This is a genomic window from Stappia stellulata DSM 5886 (assembly GCF_000423705.1).
In the GTDB taxonomy this organism is placed as follows: Bacteria; Pseudomonadota; Alphaproteobacteria; order Rhizobiales; family Stappiaceae; genus Stappia; species Stappia stellulata.
In genome coordinates this window covers 167810-184122 of the sequence record NZ_AUIM01000004.1, presented here as the reverse complement: position 1 = coordinate 184122, position 16313 = coordinate 167810, and the positions used below count along the sequence as shown (strand labels likewise).

Sequence of the window (16313 nt, the reverse complement as noted above, 5' to 3'; positions counted from 1 at the left end):
TTCGGGGCGGATCACGTCGTCGCAAGACCGTTCGCGCATCGTGCGACACATCACACTCGGCACTGCCACCAGGGACCCATCCATGGCCAAGAAGCGTTCGACCGCCCCCTCCTCCATCACGCCGCCGCCCGCGGACCGGCGCCTGATCACCGTTCGGGGCGCGCGCGAGCACAATCTCAAGAATGTCGATGTCGAGCTGCCGCGCGACAAGCTGATCGTGATGACCGGCCTGTCCGGCTCCGGCAAGTCGTCGCTGGCCTTCGACACCATCTATGCGGAAGGCCAGCGCCGCTATGTCGAGAGCCTCTCGGCTTACGCGCGCCAGTTCCTCGAGATGATGCAAAAGCCGGATGTCGACCAGATCGACGGCCTGTCGCCGGCGATTTCCATCGAGCAAAAGACGACGTCGAAGAACCCGCGCTCCACGGTCGGCACCGTCACCGAGATCTACGACTACCTGCGCCTGCTGTTCGCGCGTATCGGTGTTCCCTATTCGCCGGCAACCGGCCTGCCGATCGAGAGCCAGACGGTGTCCCAGATGGTCGACCGGGTGCTCGCGCTTGAGGAAGGCACGCGGCTTTATCTGCTGGCGCCCATCGTGCGCGGACGCAAGGGCGAGTACCGCAAGGAACTCGCCGAATTGATGAAAAAGGGTTTCCAGCGCGTCAAGATCGACGGCGAATTCCATGAAATTCCGGATGCGCCCGCGCTCGACAAGAAGCTGAAGCACGACATTGACGTCGTGGTCGACCGGATCGTGGTGCGCGAGGACATCGGCGGACGGTTGGCGGATTCGCTGGAAACGGCGCTGGGCCTCGCCGACGGGATCGCAATCGCGGAACTGGCGGACAAGCCGCTGCCGGAGCCCGCGGGCGACGCGGTCCTGCAAAACCGCAACGAGACGCACGAACGCGTCGTCTTCTCGCAGAAATTCGCCTGCCCGGTTTCCGGCTTCACGATCTCCGAGATCGAGCCCCGGCTGTTTTCCTTCAACAACCCCTTTGGCGCCTGCCCGACCTGCGACGGACTGGGCACCACACTGGCGTTCGAGCCGGAACTGGTCGTGCCCGACCACACGCTCAGCCTGCGCCAGGGAGCGGTGCTGCCCTGGGCGAAAACCGGTTCGACCTCGCCCTATTACGCACAGACGCTGGAAGCGATTTCCCGGCATTTCAAGGCATCCATGACCACGCCCTGGGCGGAGCTGCCCGACGAGGTCAAGGACACGATCCTCTTCGGCTCGGGACGCGAGAAGATCGAGTTCACCTATGACGACGGCGTGCGCAGCTACCGGACGGCCAAGACCTTCGAGGGCGTCGTCGGCAACATCGAGCGGCGCTGGCGCGAGACCGATTCCGAATGGGTGCGCGAAGAGCTGTCGCGCTACCAGTCCGACCGGCCCTGCCCGGCCTGCAACGGCAACCGTCTGAAGCCCGAGGCGCTGGCGGTGCGCATCGCCGAGCGTCATATCGGCGACATTGCGAAACTTTCGATCCGCGAGGCGGGCGACTGGTTCGAGGCGCTTCCCGCGCATCTCACCGACAAACAGACCACCATCGCCGTGCGCATTCTCAAGGAAATCCGCGAGCGGTTGAAGTTCCTCAATGACGTCGGGCTCGACTATCTGTCGCTGTCGCGCAATTCCGGCACGCTGTCGGGCGGCGAAAGCCAGCGCATCCGTCTTGCCTCGCAGATCGGATCCGGCCTCACCGGCGTGCTCTACGTTCTGGACGAACCGTCCATCGGCCTGCACCAGCGCGACAACGCGCGCCTGCTCGACACGCTCAAGCATCTGCGCGACCTCGGCAACACGGTGATCGTCGTGGAGCACGACGAGGACGCGATCCTGACCGCCGATCATGTGGTCGACATCGGTCCCGGCGCCGGCATTCACGGCGGCGAGATCATCGCGCAAGGAGCGCCCGCCGACATTCTGGCGTCGGATGCCTCGCTCACCGGACAATATCTCTCCGGCAAGATGGACATTCCGATGCCGGCGGAGCGGCGTCCGGTCTCCAAGACCCGCCGCATTCGCGTGTCGGGCGCGCGCGGCAACAATCTCAAGGATGTCACGGCGGACATTCCGCTTGGCACCTTCACCTGCATCACCGGCGTGTCGGGCGGCGGCAAGTCGACCTTCCTGATCGACACGCTCTACAAGGCGGCCGCGCGCAGGCTCAACGGCGCACGCGACAATCCGGCGCCGCACGATCACATCGAGGGGCTGGAGTTCCTCGACAAGGTGATCGACATCGACCAGTCGCCGATCGGGCGCACGCCGCGCTCCAACCCGGCAACCTACACCGGCGCCTTCACGCCGATCCGCGAGTGGTTCGCCGGTCTGCCGGAAGCGAAAACGCGCGGCTATGCGCCGGGGCGCTTCTCCTTCAACGTCAAGGGCGGGCGTTGCGAGGCCTGTCAGGGCGACGGCGTCATCAAGATCGAGATGCACTTCCTGCCGGACGTCTATGTCACCTGCGACGTATGCAAGGGCAAACGCTACAATCGCGAGACGCTCGAGGTCGAGTTCAAGGGCAAGTCCATCGCCGATGTTCTCGACATGACGGTGGAGGAAGGCGCGCGCTTCTTTTCCGCCGTGCCGTCGGTGCGCGACAAGCTGGAAACGCTCGCCCGCGTCGGTCTCGGCTATATCAAGGTCGGCCAGCAGGCGACGACACTGTCGGGCGGCGAGGCACAGCGCGTGAAGCTTGCCAAGGAACTCGCCAAACGCGCCACCGGACGCACGCTCTACATTCTCGACGAGCCGACCACGGGACTGCATTTCCACGATGTCGCCAAGCTTCTGGAGGTGCTGCACGAGCTGGCCGACCAGGGCAATACGGTGCTTGTCATCGAGCACAATCTCGAGGTCATCAAGACGGCCGACTGGATCGTCGATCTTGGCCCGGAGGGTGGCGATGGCGGCGGCATGATCGTCGCCGAAGGTCCTCCGGAAACCATCGTCGAGACGCCGGAAAGCTACACCGGCCGGTTCCTGCGCGAGGTGCTTGAACGTCGGCCGGCACACAGGTTGAGCGCGGCCGAATAGCAAGGCCGGAAAAACAGGCAACCGGCGCGGCGGACCGGCGCGGCGGATTTGGCCGGGATTCCGGTTGAAACGGCGAGACTCCCGGGTTTCCGCCCGCCGTCCGCCGGCTGGGCATGCGCGCCGCGCCTGGGCGTGTCGCTCCGGGATGGTGCAATGCACAATCCGCACGCCAGCCATGCAAACAATGCACTTTTTATCATCGCGCGAAAAACCTACTTCAAGGTCATCGAATTCGGGCGGCGCCAACGGCACAGCCGGGCACTTGCTCACCACCCCATCGAGGCCAACATGTTTGACTCACTTGCACGCAAGTACCGCAGCTGGCGGACTTACCAGACCACCGTCTCAGAGCTGTCGCGCCTGTCCACGCGCGAGCTTGACGATCTCGGCATCGCTCGCGGCGACATCTCCTTCGTCGCCCGTCGCGCTAGCCGATAACAGCTCACGATCAAAGAGATAGACCTCCTCCCCTGTCTCTTTGGCGTGTTCGGGCGGGACCTCCTCCTCCCAATCCCGTCCGACCTTTGCGTCGCCCGCCGGTCCTCCTCCCTCCGGCGGGCGTTCGCATGTTTTACGAGCCTCGCGAGCTGCGGCGCCCTTGCTGACCGACTGCGCAAACCGGGTGTCTTCCGGCTTGCATAATCTGCATGGCGGTCATGCCGAAAGAGCGCATTTCGCCGCGACGGACTCACCCCATATCAAAGCCAGAGAGACGTGCTGCGGCGCAACATGCACCGGGTGGCACGCCTTACCCCAGATCCCGATGATGGAGTTTCCCATGCTCGACACTCTCGTGCGCAAATATCATTCCTGGCAGTCGTACCGCCGCACCTATGACGAACTGTCCCGGCTTTCGAACCGTGAACTGAACGACCTCGGCATCGGCCGCGGCGACATCGATTTCATTGCCCGCCGCAACATGCGCTAATCTGTCGCGGCCCTTCTTCGGGTCGCTCTATATGTGCTCAAAAAAGCGCCGCCCGACTTGATCGTGTGGCGCTTTTTGCTATTTGAAACAGCACGTTGTGGTTGCATGCAGTGCAACATTCACGAAATTGAATTGCTGCCCGCTTGTCGCGGGTCAGCTATGCAGGAACAGCTCTGGAATTGCCTGCGCGAGTCACCCATATGTTGCTCATCGGGTTCGGGCGCACCTCCTCCCAGCGCCTCGGGTCCGACCCGACCGGCATTTCTCCTCCCGATGCCGGTCACATTAGAAAACGACGCCCACCGGTCCTCCTCCCTCCGGTGGGCGTTCGTTTTTTAAGCCGTCTCCCCAACATCTTGCCGTCTCTCCCGATCTGCCGCATGACTCAAAGGTCGCAGCCGCGCTCTTCGTCATTTGCAGTCCTGAGATCCCGCATGCCGATTTCCGCCGAAAAACCGCCGTTTCCCGCCTTTTACGACGATCTGGATCTGACCCTTGAAGAGATCTTCAAGCGGCTCAGCGATGGCGTGCGCAACCGGCGTTCAGCGTTTCACACACCGGCGCTTGCAACGGTCACCCCTCAGGGCGCACCGGATGTCCGCACAATGGTTCTCAGGGGCGTGGAGACATCGCCCTTGACGCTGCGGTTCCACACGGACATTCGAAGCGGGAAAGTCGATCAGGTTTCGCAGAATCCGAACGGATTTTGCGAAATCTACGATTCGAATTGCAAAATTCAGCTCAGATTGACCTGCAGGATGACCGTTCTCGGCGATGGCGAAACGGCCGAGCGCGCCTGGTCGGAGACACGCGCGATGAGCCGTGCCTGTTACCAGATCGAGACCGGTCCCGGCACCGAAATCCCCGCGCCCGGTGCCGCTGTCTACGCTCCGGAGCGCCTGGACGAGGGACGGGCGAATTTTGCCGTGCTGATGGCCGAGGTAATGAAAATGGAGTGGCTCTATCTCGCGGCCAGAGGCCACGCTCGGGCGCGCTTCGAACGGGGCGCAGGCGACTGGACGGGATGCTGGCTCGCGCCCTGAGACCGCCTCACCGTTCCTTGCGGGTGCTGCCAAGCACGTCGAGATAGGCTTTCTGCATGTCGGAGATCCGGCCCGCAACCGCCGCATTCGCACTGAAGGCGTTTTCCGCCTGCATCATGTCGACCATAGCGCCGGCCATGTCCGGCGAAAAACCGATGGCGCGGGCGCCGCGTACCGGCTCCGGGCCATCGGTGGCCTGGACGCCCGCCCCGGAGGAGCCCTGCGCTGTTTGCGCCAGACGATTTCCGGCCTCCGCCCCGGCCGCGACGATGCGGCGCGCGGAGGTTTCGAAACGGTCCTGCGCGCCCTTGAGGCCCGCGATTGACGTCATGAGTGCCGACATGACGGTCAGTCTAGGGTCGAATGTGTTAACGCTGGTTTTCCATTGTTCGTCGAAGTCTACGAATCGCCCGTTCCCTTTCCCGCGCGCACGGGCCACGAAAACCGGATCCGACACGCATGCTCCTGACGCTTTCCCTCACCGGCCCGTTCTTTGCCGTGGTCGCGCTCGGGTTCTTTGCCGCACGAAAGGGCTGGATGCCGGACGGCGCGGTGCGCAGTCTCAATGTCTTCGTCTTCTATTTCGCGATGCCGGCGCTGATCATCCGGGCGCTGGGACGTCAGGACATCTCCTCCGCCTTCGACGGCCCTGCCATCATCGTCTGGGGACTGGCCGGATTCCTTGCCTTCGCGCTGGCGATGGCGGTGATGCGGGTCGCCTTTGCCGCGCCGCTGGCCGAAATGGCGCTGGCGGGCCAGGCGGCCTCCGTTGGAAACATCGGCTTTCTGGCGCTGCCCTTGATGCTGGCGGCCTTCGGCGACATCGCAGCGCCGCCGATCGCGATCGCGCTGATCATCGATCTCACGGTGCTGATCCCGCTGTCCATCGGCCTGCTGGAATGGAGCAGCGGCAAGAGCGGTGGCACGACCCGAATGCTGGCCGGCGTCGCGCGCGGCGTGCTCGTCAATCCCTTCATCCTGGCGATGGCCGCCGGCGGCGCATTGTCGCTCTCCGGCCTGACGCTGGCAGCTCCGGTCGACCGGTTCTTCGTGTTCCTCGGCAATGCCGCCGGCGCCACTGCATTGTTTTCCCTTGGCGTTTCGCTGGCGGAACGACATGTCGGGGGGGACGGCCGGGCCATCGCAATTCTGGTTGCACTCAAGCTTCTCGTCCACCCGGCGCTGATCTATGCGCTTGCCCAATTCTTTGGACTGGATGCCCTGCAAACGGGTCTCTTCATGGTGATTGCGGCGATGCCGATCGCCGGCAATGTCTTTGTGATCGCCGAGCAATACGGCGTTCTGGTCCAGAGGCTTTCGACGGCGATCCTCCTCTCCACGGCGCTTGGCGTGGTCACCGTTTCGTTTGCGGTCATGGCGGCCAAGGGCTGACAAACCCTGCCGTGCGACCCATATCCCTTTGACTTGCCTTGCGGGCGCCCTCCACTGCCCGTGTCTCATCGTTCCAAGGAAGATCCATGCGCGATCCGCAAAACCCGCTTCTCACCCCCTGGACCGGTCCCTACGGACTGCCACCGTTTTCGCGTCTCGAACCCGCGCATTACCTGCCCGCCTTCGAGACGGCGCTCGCAGAGGCGCGTGCCGAGATCGAGGCAATCGCAAATGCGGAAACACCGGCCACCTTCGACAACACCGTCGCGGCTCTGGAGCTTTCCGGCGAACGGCTGACGCGGGTCGCGTCGACCTTCTTCAACCTGACAAGCGCCAACACCTCGCCGGACCTGCAGGCAATCGAGCGGGAGCTCGCACCGAAGCTCGCCCGGCACGCGAGCGAGACGCTCCTCAACCAGGCGCTGTTCGCGCGTATCGAGCGTCTCTGGGAGACGCGCGACCGGCTGGATCTCGACATGGAACAGGCGCGCGTGCTGGAGCGCTATTACGCAATGTTTCAGCGCGCCGGGGCGGGGCTGGACGCGGATGACCGCGCGCGCATGAGCGTCATCACGCAGGAACTGGCTGTCCTCGGCACGCGATTTTCGCAGAATATCCTGGCCGACGAGGCCGCCTATCACCTCGTGCTGGAGGGCGAGGAAGACCTCGCCGGCTTGCCGTCCTTCCTGCGGGAGGCCGCAGCGGAGGCGGCCGAAGAGCGCGGGCTTTCGGGCCGCCACGTCATTACGCTGTCGCGCTCACTGATCGAACCGTTCCTGCAATTCTCCACCCGGCGCGACCTGCGCGAGCACGCGTTCAAGGCCTGGAGCGCCAGGGGCGAAAACGGCGGTGACACCGACAACCGCGAGATTATCGCGCGAACCCTGGCCCTGCGGCGCGAGCGCGCGCAACTGCTCGGACACGAGAATTTTGCCGACTACAAACTCGACGACAGCATGGCCAAGACCCCGGAAGCGGTGCGCGACCTGCTGGAAAGCATGTGGACGCATGCGCTCACCAAGGCCCGCGACGAGGCGCAGACCCTCCAGGAACTCGCCGCTCAGGATGGCGACAACATCGAGATCGCGCCCTGGGACTGGCGGTTCTATGCGGAGCGCGCGCGCCAGCGTGACCATGCCATCGACGAAGCGGACCTGAAGCCGTACCTCCAGCTCGACTCCATGATCGAGGCCGCGTTCGACACGGCGACCCGCCTGTTCGGACTGACCTTCGAGGAGCAAAGGGGACTGGATCTTTATCATCCGGACGTCCGCGCCTTTTCGGTTCGCGACCGAGACGGCAAGGACATCGGGCTCTTTCTCGGCGATTACTTCGCCCGCGCCCCGAAGCGCTCTGGTGCGTGGATGAGTGCATTCCGCAAGCAGCAGAAACTCGCCGGCGACATTCTCCCGATCATCGTCAACGTGATGAATTTTGCCAAGGCGCCGAAGGGTCAGCAAACCCTTCTGACCTTCGACGACGCGCACACGCTGTTCCACGAATTCGGTCATGCGCTGCACGGTCTGCTGTCGAACGTCACCCATCCGGTCCTGTCGGGAACGTCGGTGTCGCGCGATTTCGTTGAGCTGCCGTCGCAACTCTACGAGCATTGGCTCGATCAGCCCGAGATCCTGCAGCGCTTCGCGGTGCATGTGGAGACGGGAGAGCCGATGCCCGACGATCTGCTTGAGCGCGTTCTGGCCGCGCGGACCTTCAATTCGGGCTTCGAGACAGTGGAGTATCTCGCCTCGGCGCTGTTCGATCTCGACGCGCATACGGCACCTGCTGAAATGACCGATGTAACAGCGCTGGAAAGCGGAACGCTGACCCGGCTCGACATGCCTGCGCAGATCGCCATGCGGCATCGGCCGACGCATTTCGCCCATGTGTTTTCGGGCGAAAACTACGCATCGGGATACTACAGCTACATGTGGTCGGAAGTGATGGACGCCGACGCCTTCACCGCCTTCGAGGAAGCGGGAGACATATTCGATCCAGGGACGGCCGCACGGCTTTTGGCGCACATCTATTCCACCGGGGGACGCCAGGACCCGAAGGACGCCTACATCGCTTTTCGCGGCGCGCTGCCGAACACAAGCGCCCTGCTCAAAAAGCGCGGTTTTGCCTGAAGAGACGGATCGTCGGCGGCGCGCAGGTCGCGCGCCGCCGAAATCAAATCAGAGAAATTCAACCTTGCCGGTCGCAATGTCGTAGACAGCGCCGACAACCTTCACCCGCCCCTCGGCGACCGCTTCGGAGACGATGGGCGTCGCAGCCTTCAGCTTTTCGACGTTGTAGAGCACGTTTTCGCGGGTGGATGCCTCCAGCGGATTGGCCGGCTTCTCCGCAAGCGCCCGTTCCACGCCGGGCTTGAGAGCGCCAACAAGATCGGGCAGATGGCCCGGCAGCTCCGTGCCGTTCTCGATGACATCGATCGTGGCGGAAATGGCGCCGCAATTGGTGTGTCCAAGCACGACAAGAAGCGGAATGCCGAGGACCGCCACGCCGAACTCGATGCTCGCCAGCCCGTTCATGTCGACGAAGTTTCCGGCAACCCGCAGAACGAAAAGATCACCCGGACCCTGATCAAAGACGAGTTCCGGTGCCACGCGGGAATCGGCGCAGGACAGCAGACCTGCGAACGGATACTGAACCCCGGCGCGCGCGAGCCGCCCTGCCGAGAAATCCGTGTTCGTCGAGGTATTGGCGACATAGCGCGCATTGCCATCCAGAAGACGTGTGAGCGCCTTGTCGGGATCGATATCATTGGGCGCGGCCGGTGCTTCGTCCGCGAAGGCTTGACCAGGGAGGGCAAAGCCACCGGCGAAAGCGGTCGAGGCGGCGGCCGCACCGAAACCGAGCAGGCCACGGCGCGTCATGTCGGACGAATGATCGTTGCACATAAAAAGACTATCCTTGTACGTCATCGCTTTGGCCTTACCGGAGGTTCCGGAAATCGGCATGCGACGGGCGGCCGGCCGTGCCGGCCCCGCGACCGCAGACCACCGTGAAGCCGTGGTCATGCGGCAATGAATGTACGGTCGCGCGATATGCACGCTGTTTTACCGTGCCAAAGTCTTTATCAGGAATTTTGGTATTGCAATCATCTAAACCGCTGATTGAGCGGAATTTCCCGATGTCGTATCCAAATGATTATGCTTTCAAATCAACATGTAGGTGTCGACCGGTCTCGCGGTGTCCCTTACGTCGCGTCTTCCGGTGCCGTTGCCAGCAACCCCTCGATGTAGGGCGCGAAACTGTTCCAGCACTCCAGGACGAAGGTGTCGGGCGCGGTACGCCAGAGCGTGATCTCCGCCTTGGTGAACAGCGTGCGCGTCACCTGCCCGACGGGAAAAACGCTCTCGTCGAGATCCAGAAACACCTGCGTGTTGAGCAAGCGGGCGGCGCCGGGGCCGCTGACGATCAGCGCGACGTTGCGCTCCGACACGTCGACCAGCGCATGCGGGATCGTCGCCAGGGCTGTCTCGACCTCGTCGAAAAGGCTCCTGGCGAGGCTCCAGGGCACGTCTTGCGTTTCCGTTTCAGGTGCCGCGAGCAGCAGCCATTCGTCCGGGCCGAGCCACAGGGCGGCGCGCTTGCCAACCGGGTTGGCGGCGAGCGGGGTCATCGGCAGCGAGGCGCCGAAGGCCGCACCCGCCTTGCCGGCCGCCGTTGCATCGCCGCGAAAGGCAAGCCGGGCAAGCGGTGCCGCACGAGTGACCGAAACGTCGGAGCGCTTGAGAACGCTCGCGCCGTCGGCGGCGGCGGGCGAATAAAGGGCGAGATCAGACATTGAGCCGGGTTCCTTCCGGATCGACGAAAACGGGCCGGACGACCTCGACGGCGATCCCGCCGTCGGGCATCGGCACATGCAGGGTCTCGCCGATGCGGGCCCGTCCGCCCGCGATCATGGCAAGCGCGATAGGGCGCCCTGCGGCGGGCGACCGATAGGACGAGGTGACATGACCAAGCGCGGAAGTGCCGCGCGCGGGAGACCGTTCCACGGTCACTTGCGCGCCCTCCTCAAGCAGCGTCTTGCCGTCCTTCGTCAAGAGGCCGACCATCTGCTTGCGCCCCTCGGCGACGAGATCGGGCCGGGCAAGCGAGCGTTTTCCGACGAAATCCGGCTTCTTCTTGCCAATGGCCCAGGTCATGCCGACATCGTCCGGCGTCACCGTGCCGTCGGTCTCCTGTCCGACGATGATGTAGCCCTTTTCGGCGCGCAGGACATGCATGGTTTCCGTGCCATAGGCGCAGCCGCCGAGCTTCTCGACATTCGCCCAGACGGCCTCCCATATCGCACGGGCGCGCGACGGCGGCACGTTGATCTCGTATCCCGCCTCGCCGGTGAAGCTCATGCGGAACAAACGGCAGGGTATACCGCCCATCACATGCCCCTCGCGCACAGACATATGCGGGAAGGCATCGCCCGACAGGTCGATATCGTCGACAAGCGGGGCAATCGCCTCGCGTGCCTTCGGCCCCTGCACCGCGATCACAGCCCATTGCTCGGTCGTCGAGGTGAGCCAGACGTCGAGGTCGCTCCATTCGGTCTGGAGGTAGTCTTCCATGTGGGCGAGCACGCGCGGTGCGCCGCCCGTCGTCGTGGTGACGTGGAAGCGATCCTCCGCCAGCCGCCCGACGACGCCGTCGTCCATGATGAAACCGGCCTCGTTGAGCATCAGCCCATAGCGCAGCTTGCCCACCCCGAGTTTCGTCCAGGGGTTGGTGTAGATGCGGTTGAGGAATTCGGCCGCATCCGGGCCGACGATCTCGATCTTGCCGAGCGTGGTCGCGTCGAACAGGCCGACGCTCTCGCGCACCGTGCGGCACTCGCGCGCGACCGCGTCGTGCATGTCCTCGCCGCCCTTCGGAAAGTACCAGGCGCGTTTCCACAGCGCGACGTCCTCGAAGGCCGCGCCCTGTTTCGCCGCCCAGTCGTGGATCGGCGTCTTGCGCACCGGATCGAACAGATCGCCGCGCGAGGTGGTCGCCAGCGTCCCGAAGGTCACCGGCGTATAGGGCTGGCGAAAGGTGGTGAGCCCGACCTGCGGGATCTCGTTGCCAAGCGCGCCGGAGGCAATCGACAGCGCGTTCATGTTCGACAGACGGCCCTGGTCGGTCGCCATGCCGGTCGTCGTGTAGCGCTTGATGTGCTCGATGGACTGCATGCCCTCGCGCACCGCGAGCTTGACGTCCTTGGCGGTCACATCGTTCTGGAAATCGACGAAGGCGCGCACCCGCGCGGCGTCGCGGTCATGCGGCACGGCGCCAAGCCACCAGCCGTCGCCGGCCTCGCCACCGGTTGCGGCGAATTCAGGCGTGTCGCCTTCATGTCCGACGGCGGTTGCCGCCGCAACACCGGCCCGGGCACCGTCCGCGAGAACCTCGGCAAGCCCGTCGACGCCCCGGCAACTTCCGGCGGAGCCTTGCGCCTGGACCGGATCGCCGGGGAGGAAGGCGCCCTTGTCGGCCTGCCAGTCGAGCTTGCCGCGCGCTTGCGAATGCAAGCTGACGTTCGGAGTCCAGCCCCCCGACATCAGCAGGCAGTCGACGTCGACCTCGCCGGCGGACAGGACGCCCGCGTCCGAGATCCGGCCGAGGAGGACGCGCTTGACGCGCGTCTTGCCGATGACACCGGTGACCGCGCAGCCGCGTTCCACGCGAACGCCGAGCGCGGCCGCCCGCGCAACAAGATCTGCCGGCGGATCGGCGCGCAGATCGGCGATCACCGCTATGGCGCCACCGGCCTCCGCGATATCGAAAGCCGCGCGCCACGCACTGTCGCAGGCGGTCGCAACGGCTATTCGCTTGCCGGGGAGCACGCCGTAGCGGTTGGCGTAGATCCGCCCGGCCTCGGCCATCATCACGCCGGGGCGGTCGTTTTCCGGGAAGACCAGCGGGCGCTCGATGGCGCCGGAAGCGATCACCACCTGCTTGGCGCGCACCTGCCACATGCGCTCGCGCGGACGTTCAGGATCGGGTTTGGCCAGGTGGTCGGTGACACGCTCGGCGAGCGCGAGGAAGTTGTGGTTGAAATAGCCGAAGACCGTGGTGCGCGGCAAAAGCGTGACGCGCGGATTGTCGCCAAGTTCGGCGAGCGCGCCTGCAAGCCAGTCCGATGCCGGCTTGCCGTCGATTTCCGCGCCGCGCTCATGCAGCAGGCTGCCGCCGAATTCCGCCTGTTCGTCCGCGAGGATCACGCGCGCACCGCTGCGTGCCGCCGCAAGGGCTGCGGCAAGGCCGGCCGGTCCGCTGCCGGCGACCAGCACGTCGCAATGGGCATAGGTGTTGGCGTAAGTGTCCGTGTCGGGCTTTTTCGGCGCCCTGCCGAGACCGGCGGCGGACCGGATGAAGGGCTCATAGACCTTGTTCCAGAAGCTCTTCGGCCACATGAAGGTCTTGTAGTAGAAGCCCGCGACGAAGAGCGGCGACAGCTTGTCGTTGACCGCGCCGATGTCGAAGGACAGCGACGGCCAGCGGTTCTGGCTTTCGGCTGCCAGCCCGTCGTGGATCTCGACCTGCGTGGCGCGCAGGTTGGGCGTCGCCTCGCCGCTCAAGTGCCGGGCCTGGCTCCGCGCCACGCCGACAAGCGCATTCGGCTCTTCCGAGCCGGCGGTGACGATGCCGCGCGGCCGGTGATACTTGAACGAGCGGCCGACCAGATGGACGTCATTCGCCAGAAGCGCGGAGGCCAGCGTGTCGCCGGCAAAGCCCTGGTAGCGCTTGCCGTCGAAGGTGAAGGAAACGGGCGCCTCGCGGTCGATGCGCCCGCCTTCCTGCGTGCGGTTTCGTTGCGTCACTGTGCGCCCTCCCGGGCCAGGGCCTCAAGGTCCGGGCAAGGCTCGCCGGTCTTGTAGACGCAGACGAAGCTGTCGCTCACGGTGTGGCGCACCGCGTTGAAGAAGCGTCCGCACCCGTGGACGTGGCGCCAGCGCTCCGCCAGAAGGCCCTTCGGGTTGCTGCGCATGTAGAGAAAATCGGCCCATTGCCGATCGTCGAGATCGCCCGGCTGACCGGGGCGGTCGATATGCGCCTCGCCGCCGCAGCGGAACTCGATCTCCGGGCGTTCGATGCCGCACCAGGGACAATGGATGAGAAGCATGGGTCCGGCCTCAGTGTGCGACGGCGGCCGCGGCCGCCTCGTCGATCAGGCGACCGGTGCGGAACCGGTCCAGCGTGAAGGGGGCGTTGATTCGATGCGGCTCGTCGCGCGCGATGGTGTGGGCGAAGACATGCCCCGAGCCCGGGGTCGCCTTGAAACCGCCCGTGCCCCAGCCGCAATTGACGAAAAGCCCCGGCACCGGCGTCTTGCCGATGATCGGCGAGCGGTCCGGCGTGACGTCGACGATCCCGCCCCAGTTGCGCAGCATGCGCATGCGGCGGAACATCGGAAACAACTCGCAGATGGCATCCACCGTATGGGTTGTGATCTGCAGGCCGCCGGTCTGGCTGTAGGAGACATATTGGTCGGTGCCGGCGCCGATCACCAGCTCCCCCTTGTCGGACTGCGAGAGATAGGCGTGCACCGTGTTGGACATGACCACGCAGGGAAAGCACGGCTTGACCGGCTCGGAGACCAGCGCCTGCAGCGGGTTGGATTCCAGCGGCATGCGCACGCCAGCCATGTCCATCACCACGCTGGTGTGACCGGCGGCGACAACGCCGACCTTCTTCGCGCCGATGAAGCCGCGCGAGGTCTCGACACCCGACACGGACCCGTCGGCCGCGCGGCGGATGCCGGTCACCGCGCAATTCTGGATGATGTCGACGCCATATTGGTCCGCGCCGCGCGCATAGCCCCAGGCAACCGCATCGTGACGCGCGACGCCGGCCTTGCGCTGCAGCGCCGCCCCCATCACCGGATAGCGGATGTTCTTGCCGATGTTGAGCGGCGGGCAATAGGCCTTGGCCTCCTCCGGCGTCAGCCATTCGTTCTGGACGCCGGCGAGCCGGTTGGCGTGGACGTGGCGCTTGAACACCTGAACGTCATGCACCGTATGCGCCAGCATCATCACGCCGCGCGCGGAATACATGATGTTGTAGTTCAGTTCCTGCGACAGGTCCTGCCACAGGTCCATGGCTTGGTCGTAGAGCCCCTCGCTCTCCTCCCACAGGTAGTTGGACCGAACGATGGTGGTGTTGCGCCCGGTGTTTCCACCGCCGAGCCAGCCCTTCTCCAGCACGGCGACATTGGTGACGCCGTGTTCCTTTGCCAGATAATAGGCGGTCGCCAGTCCATGCCCGCCGGCACCGATGATGATCACGTCATATTCGGGCTTCGGGTCGGGCTTGCGCCACTGGTGGCCCCAGTCCTGATGGGCGTTGACCGCCTTGCGGGCCAGTTCCCAGAACGAGAAACGGGTCATGCGAACCTCGGTTTGGTGGCGCGAAAGGCGTGCCCCTTCGCACATCGTCCCTGATTTGTGCCGCTCCCCGAACGCGGGCGCTTGCATAAAACCGACATCGGGGCGGCCCAATGCGTCGCAGGCAAACAGGTTGCCCGCCCCCTCACCCCTTGCGCTGCATCAGGGCGGCAAGACCGGCAAGGGCAACCGATGCCCAGGCCAGGATCAACAACCCGCCGCCAAGCGGCGCGGCGAAGGCGAATAGACGGTGCCCCAGAAAGGCGCGCGCGCTCAAGTCGCCGGCAAACAGGACCAGCCCCACGGCGGCGGCACATGTTATCGCAAGGGCCGCGCCGCGCGGCGCCAGATGCCGGGCAAGGCTGAGAAACAGGAACAGCGGCGCATGGGCGATCAGCATGCGCGCAGCCGGATCGAGCAGCGCGCCGACCGGCGAATGCGTGGCCGCCGCCGACAACCCGACGCCCAAAAGCCCGCAAAGCCCGGCAAGCACCAGCGGCGCGGCCTTCGGGCCATGCGACAGGGTATCGGGCGCGCTCATCACGCGTCCTCCCCGGCCCTTTGGAGCGAGACGTCCGCCGCACTCCAGGCCCCCGGCCAGACCTCGGCTCCGCCGGCGCGAAGGCGGCGGATCTCGGCCACCGGCACATCGACGACCAGATACGGCTCTTCGCCGGCCATACCGTCGACGGGCGCAAGCTCGGCGCCAATCCCGGTGTAACCGAGGCTCGGTTCGCACGGGAGATAGAGGGCGGCTCCCGAGACATTGGTGTCGTTCTGGGTGGTGCCGGGTGCGGCGCCCACGACACCGCAAACGGCAACGGCGCCCAGAAGCTCCACGGCACGCGCCTTCGCGCAGCCGAAAACACGATGATATCCGGCAAGGCTCGAGGTCATGGAGGGGACCAGAAGCACATCCGGAGCGTCCTTCGCGATCAGGCAGGAAAGCGCTGGCATCTCGACGTCGAGGCAGATCAGCATGGCCATGCGCACGCCCTCGATCTCGAACAGCGGCACATGCGCGCCGGGCGTCAGCAACCAGGTCTCGGGGTCTTTCTCGAACGGGGTAAGCGCAAGCTTGTCGTGGACGACCTCGCTTCCGTCGGCGAGCAGCGCGAAGGCGCGATTGACGTAACCTTGCGCACCGACGGGCGCGGGCCACGGCATGGACCCGGCGAGCAACGAGATCCCGTGTCGGACGACCATGCCCTTCAACGCCGGAAGAAGCGCATCCGCTTCGCCGGCCATCCATGCGAGTTCTTCCGTCGGCCGGAGACCGTCGGGCTTCCAGGCAAGGAATGCCTCACTCAGATATTCGGGAAGAACGAGCAACCGCGCGCCGTCCTTGCGCGCGCGCTCAAGACGCGCATCTACACCGGCGAGAAAAGCGTCGCGCGATGAACCGCCCGAGCCGAGATTGTAGGCGCAAAGCGCGAGGCGAAAGGAATCCATTGTCATGGGAGCGGATGCTGACCGCAATGCCGCGCAAATTCAAGCGTCGCAGGCGTTGAAACACCCGGCCCGCGTCGAATTGA

The 16313-nt window shown here is 65.1% G+C and carries 14 protein-coding genes; 6 read left to right on the top strand and 8 right to left on the bottom strand.

The genetic code is table 11. The features are described from left to right. Window positions 1–82 precede the first annotated feature (82 nt). The 4 genes from uvrA (at window position 83) to G572_RS0100980 (ending at window position 5020) form a co-directional block, all read left to right on the top strand. The gene (uvrA, locus tag G572_RS0100995) at window positions 83–3049 is read left to right on the top strand and encodes an excinuclease ABC subunit UvrA (protein ID WP_051241402.1); all 2967 of its coding nucleotides are present in this window, start codon (window positions 83–85) and stop codon (window positions 3047–3049) included. A 288-nt stretch (window positions 3050–3337) separates the two neighbouring features. After that, window positions 3338–3487, top strand: coding sequence for a DUF1127 domain-containing protein (locus G572_RS25780; RefSeq protein ID WP_084649886.1), 150 nt, complete (start codon window positions 3338–3340; stop codon window positions 3485–3487). Between the two features lie 340 nt (window positions 3488–3827). Continuing rightward, on the top strand, window positions 3828–3977 hold the full coding sequence (locus G572_RS25775; protein ID WP_084649885.1) for a DUF1127 domain-containing protein: 150 nt from the start codon (window positions 3828–3830) through the stop codon (window positions 3975–3977). A 434-nt stretch (window positions 3978–4411) separates the two neighbouring features. Next, window positions 4412–5020 carry a pyridoxamine 5'-phosphate oxidase family protein gene (locus G572_RS0100980; protein WP_029056895.1) on the top strand — a complete coding sequence of 203 codons (609 nt, stop codon included), beginning with the start codon at window positions 4412–4414 and terminating at the stop codon, window positions 5018–5020. Window positions 5021–5027: 7 nt separating this feature from the next. Here G572_RS0100980 and G572_RS0100975 read toward each other — a convergent pair whose 3' ends face one another. Then, window positions 5028–5351 carry a hypothetical protein gene (locus tag G572_RS0100975; RefSeq protein WP_156884438.1) on the bottom strand — a complete coding sequence of 108 codons (324 nt, stop codon included), beginning with the start codon at window positions 5349–5351 and terminating at the stop codon, window positions 5028–5030. A gap of 128 nt (window positions 5352–5479) precedes the next feature. Here G572_RS0100975 and G572_RS0100970 point away from each other — a divergent pair, with 128 nt between their 5' ends. Together G572_RS0100970 and G572_RS0100965 are read left to right on the top strand one after the other, a co-directional pair. Beyond that, the gene (locus G572_RS0100970; protein ID WP_029056893.1) at window positions 5480–6412 is read left to right on the top strand and encodes an AEC family transporter; all 933 of its coding nucleotides are present in this window, start codon (window positions 5480–5482) and stop codon (window positions 6410–6412) included. Window positions 6413–6498: 86 nt separating this feature from the next. Further along, window positions 6499–8541: a M3 family metallopeptidase gene (locus G572_RS0100965; protein WP_029056892.1), complete on the top strand. Its 2043-nt coding sequence runs from the start codon at window positions 6499–6501 to the stop codon at window positions 8539–8541. 48 nt (window positions 8542–8589) lie between these two features. Here the strand turns inward: G572_RS0100965 and G572_RS0100960 are convergent, their stop codons facing one another. From G572_RS0100960 to G572_RS0100930, 7 genes are all read right to left on the bottom strand, one after another. Further along, window positions 8590–9315, bottom strand: coding sequence for a carbonic anhydrase (locus G572_RS0100960; RefSeq protein WP_029056891.1), 726 nt, complete (start codon window positions 9313–9315; stop codon window positions 8590–8592). 299 nt (window positions 9316–9614) lie between these two features. After that, window positions 9615–10205: a sarcosine oxidase subunit gamma gene (locus tag G572_RS0100955; RefSeq protein ID WP_029056890.1), complete on the bottom strand. Its 591-nt coding sequence runs from the start codon at window positions 10203–10205 to the stop codon at window positions 9615–9617. Further along, window positions 10198–13215, bottom strand: a complete 3018-nt coding sequence (locus G572_RS0100950) for a sarcosine oxidase subunit alpha family protein (protein WP_029056889.1) — start codon at window positions 13213–13215, stop codon at window positions 10198–10200. The genes G572_RS0100955 and G572_RS0100950 overlap by 8 nt, the downstream gene beginning before the upstream one ends. Continuing rightward, window positions 13212–13517: a sarcosine oxidase subunit delta gene (locus G572_RS0100945; protein ID WP_029056888.1), complete on the bottom strand. Its 306-nt coding sequence runs from the start codon at window positions 13515–13517 to the stop codon at window positions 13212–13214. Before G572_RS0100945 ends, G572_RS0100950 begins: the two co-directional genes overlap by 4 nt. A 10-nt stretch (window positions 13518–13527) precedes the next feature. Continuing rightward, complete coding sequence (locus G572_RS0100940; protein WP_029056887.1) at window positions 13528–14781, bottom strand: sarcosine oxidase subunit beta family protein; 1254 nt, start codon at window positions 14779–14781, stop codon at window positions 13528–13530. A 142-nt stretch (window positions 14782–14923) separates the two neighbouring features. After that, a complete protein-coding gene (locus G572_RS0100935; RefSeq protein WP_051241400.1) occupies window positions 14924–15319 on the bottom strand; it encodes a DUF423 domain-containing protein in 396 nt (131 codons plus the stop codon). Continuing rightward, window positions 15319–16236, bottom strand: coding sequence for a nitrilase-related carbon-nitrogen hydrolase (locus G572_RS0100930; protein WP_208978991.1), 918 nt, complete (start codon window positions 16234–16236; stop codon window positions 15319–15321). The genes G572_RS0100935 and G572_RS0100930 overlap by 1 nt, the downstream gene beginning before the upstream one ends. Between the last annotated feature and the right edge of the window lie 77 nt (window positions 16237–16313).

What these genes read in the sequence shown, in the direction of transcription:
- G572_RS0100980 (WP_029056895.1), top strand. Translation starts at nt 4,412, where the DNA reads ATGCCGATTTCCGCCGAAAAACCGCCGTTTCCCGCCTTTTACGACGAT.
- G572_RS0100955 (WP_029056890.1), bottom strand. Translation starts at nt 10,205, where the DNA reads ATGTCTGATCTCGCCCTTTATTCGCCCGCCGCCGCCGACGGCGCGAGC.
- G572_RS0100935 (WP_051241400.1), bottom strand. Translation starts at nt 15,319, where the DNA reads ATGAGCGCGCCCGATACCCTGTCGCATGGCCCGAAGGCCGCGCCGCTG.
- G572_RS0100940 (WP_029056887.1), bottom strand. Translation starts at nt 14,781, where the DNA reads ATGACCCGTTTCTCGTTCTGGGAACTGGCCCGCAAGGCGGTCAACGCC.
- G572_RS0100960 (WP_029056891.1), bottom strand. Translation starts at nt 9,315, where the DNA reads ATGTGCAACGATCATTCGTCCGACATGACGCGCCGTGGCCTGCTCGGT.
- G572_RS0100930 (WP_208978991.1), bottom strand. Translation starts at nt 16,236, where the DNA reads ATGACAATGGATTCCTTTCGCCTCGCGCTTTGCGCCTACAATCTCGGC.
- G572_RS0100975 (WP_156884438.1), bottom strand. Translation starts at nt 5,351, where the DNA reads ATGACGTCAATCGCGGGCCTCAAGGGCGCGCAGGACCGTTTCGAAACC.
- G572_RS0100945 (WP_029056888.1), bottom strand. Translation starts at nt 13,517, where the DNA reads ATGCTTCTCATCCATTGTCCCTGGTGCGGCATCGAACGCCCGGAGATC.
- G572_RS25775 (WP_084649885.1), top strand. Translation starts at nt 3,828, where the DNA reads ATGCTCGACACTCTCGTGCGCAAATATCATTCCTGGCAGTCGTACCGC.
- G572_RS25780 (WP_084649886.1), top strand. Translation starts at nt 3,338, where the DNA reads ATGTTTGACTCACTTGCACGCAAGTACCGCAGCTGGCGGACTTACCAG.
- G572_RS0100970 (WP_029056893.1), top strand. Translation starts at nt 5,480, where the DNA reads ATGCTCCTGACGCTTTCCCTCACCGGCCCGTTCTTTGCCGTGGTCGCG.
- G572_RS0100965 (WP_029056892.1), top strand. Translation starts at nt 6,499, where the DNA reads ATGCGCGATCCGCAAAACCCGCTTCTCACCCCCTGGACCGGTCCCTAC.
- uvrA (WP_051241402.1), top strand. Translation starts at nt 83, where the DNA reads ATGGCCAAGAAGCGTTCGACCGCCCCCTCCTCCATCACGCCGCCGCCC.